The sequence below is a fragment of the Nocardioides sp. P5_C9_2 genome (assembly GCF_054049555.1).
Map to the genome: position 1 here is coordinate 1 of NZ_JBFUMD010000617.1, position 1,850 is coordinate 1,850.

The window sequence follows — 1,850 nt, forward strand, 5'->3', positions numbered from 1 at the left end:
CGCGTGGACCGGGCCGACCACGCCGCCCGGATGAGGGCGATCGGCCGGGCGGTGCGGGCCTGGGCGCTGGCCGAGCCGGCGACGTACGCCTTGCTCTTCGGCAGCCCGGTGCCCGGCTACTCGGCTCCCGCGGAGCGCACGACCGGTCCGGGTACCCGCGTCGTCGCCCGGCTCGTCGAGGTGTGGGAGGACGCCTGGCGGGCGGGGGCGACCACCGTCGACGACACGCCGGTCTCACCGAGGCGACTGTCGCGGGACCTGGCCCGGATCCGCCGCGAGATGGGCCTCACCGCCCCCGACGAGCTCGTCGCGCGGGGGCTGCTGGCGTGGGCGGCGCTCTTCGGGTGCGTCAGCTTCGAGGTGTTCGGCCAGTACGGCGCGGACACCCTCGGCCGGCCGCAGGACCTCTTCGAGCACCACCTGGGGGTGCTGGTCGCGACGGTGGGGCTGGGTGGCGGCTGAGGCTGCTCAGCGCGCCAGCGACCGGCCCACGGCCCGGCCGCTGAAGATGCAGCCGCCCAGGAAGGTCCCCTCCAGCGCGTTGTGGCCGTGCACCCCGCCGCCGCCGAACCCGGCGACCTCGCCGGCGGCGTACAGGCCGGGGACCGGTCGCCCGTCCGCGTCGAGGCACCGGCCCTCGAGGTCGGTCTCCAGCCCGCCGAGGGTCTTGCGGGAGAGGATGTTGAGCCGGACCGCGATGAGCGGGCCGTGCGCGGGGTCGAGGATGCGGTGCGGCTTGGCGACGCGGATCAGCCGGTCGGTGCGGGAGCGGCGAGCGTTGGCGATCGCCATGAGCTGCAGGTCCTTGGAGAACGGGTTGCCCACCTCGCGGTCGCGCGCCACGACCTGTCGCTCGATGTCCGCGGCGTCGAGCGCGGGACCGCGGGCGATCGCGTTCATCCCGGCGACCAGCTCCTCGAGGGTGTCGGCCACGACGAAGTCCTCACCGTGCTCCTTGAAGGCCTCGACCGGGCCGGGGGCGCCCTTGGCGAGCCGGCTCCTGAGCAGGAACCGGACGTCCTTGCCGGTGATGTCCGGGTTCTGCTCGGAGCCGGAGAGGGCGAACTCCTTCTCGATGATCGACTGGGTGAGCACGAACCACGAGTAGTCGTGCCCGGTCGCCAGCACCTGCTTCATGGAGCCGATCGAGTCGGCCCCGGGCACCCCGGACATCCCCTCGAGGCGCCGGCCCTCGGCGTCGAACCACATCGACGAGGGGCCGGGCAGGATCCGGATCGCGTGGTCGGGCCAGACCGGGTCCCAGTTGTGGATGCCCTCGACGTAGGCCCACATCCGGTCCCGGTTGACCATGGTCGCGCCGGCCGCCTCGGAGATGGCCTGCATCCGACCGTCCACGTGCGCGGGGACGCCGCTGATCATGTGCGTGGGCGCCGGGCCGACCCGCTCGGTCGGCCAGCTGCGGCGCATGAGTGCGTGGTTGTGGCCGATCCCGCCACTCGTGACGACGACCGCGCCGGCCTCGAGCTCGAAGTCGCCCGCGGCCTCCCGCCCGGACCTCACCCCGCGCGCCGAGTCGTCCGGGGCCAGGACCGTGCCGCGTACGCCGACGACCGCGCCGTCGCGCACGACCAGCTCGTCGACCTGGTGGCGGAACGCGAAGCGCACCAGGCCGGCGGCCTCGGCCGCCTGGACGGGCTCGGCGAAGACGCGGACGACCTCGGGGCCGGTGCCCCAGGTGAGGTGGAAGCGGGGGACGGAGTTGCCGTGGCCGGTGGCGCGCCCGTCTCCTCGCTCGGCCCAGCCGACGAACGGGAGGGAGCGGAGGCCGAGGTCGTGCAGGTAGTCGCGCTTCTCCTCGTGGGCGAACCGCACGTAGGCCTCCGCCCACC

At 74.4% G+C, this 1,850-nt stretch carries 2 protein-coding genes; one reads left to right on the top strand and one right to left on the bottom strand.

What is annotated here, in order from left to right:
- Positions 1-462: TetR-like C-terminal domain-containing protein (locus ACXJKL_RS20265; RefSeq protein WP_457208795.1), on the top strand; the 462-nt coding region annotated here is incomplete at its 5' end.
- A 6-nt stretch (positions 463-468) separates the two neighbouring features.
- On the opposite strand, the gene ACXJKL_RS20270 is transcribed toward ACXJKL_RS20265, so the two are convergent.
- A partial coding sequence (locus ACXJKL_RS20270; RefSeq protein ID WP_457208796.1) for an FAD-binding dehydrogenase occupies positions 469-1,850 on the bottom strand: 1,382 nt, incomplete at its 5' end.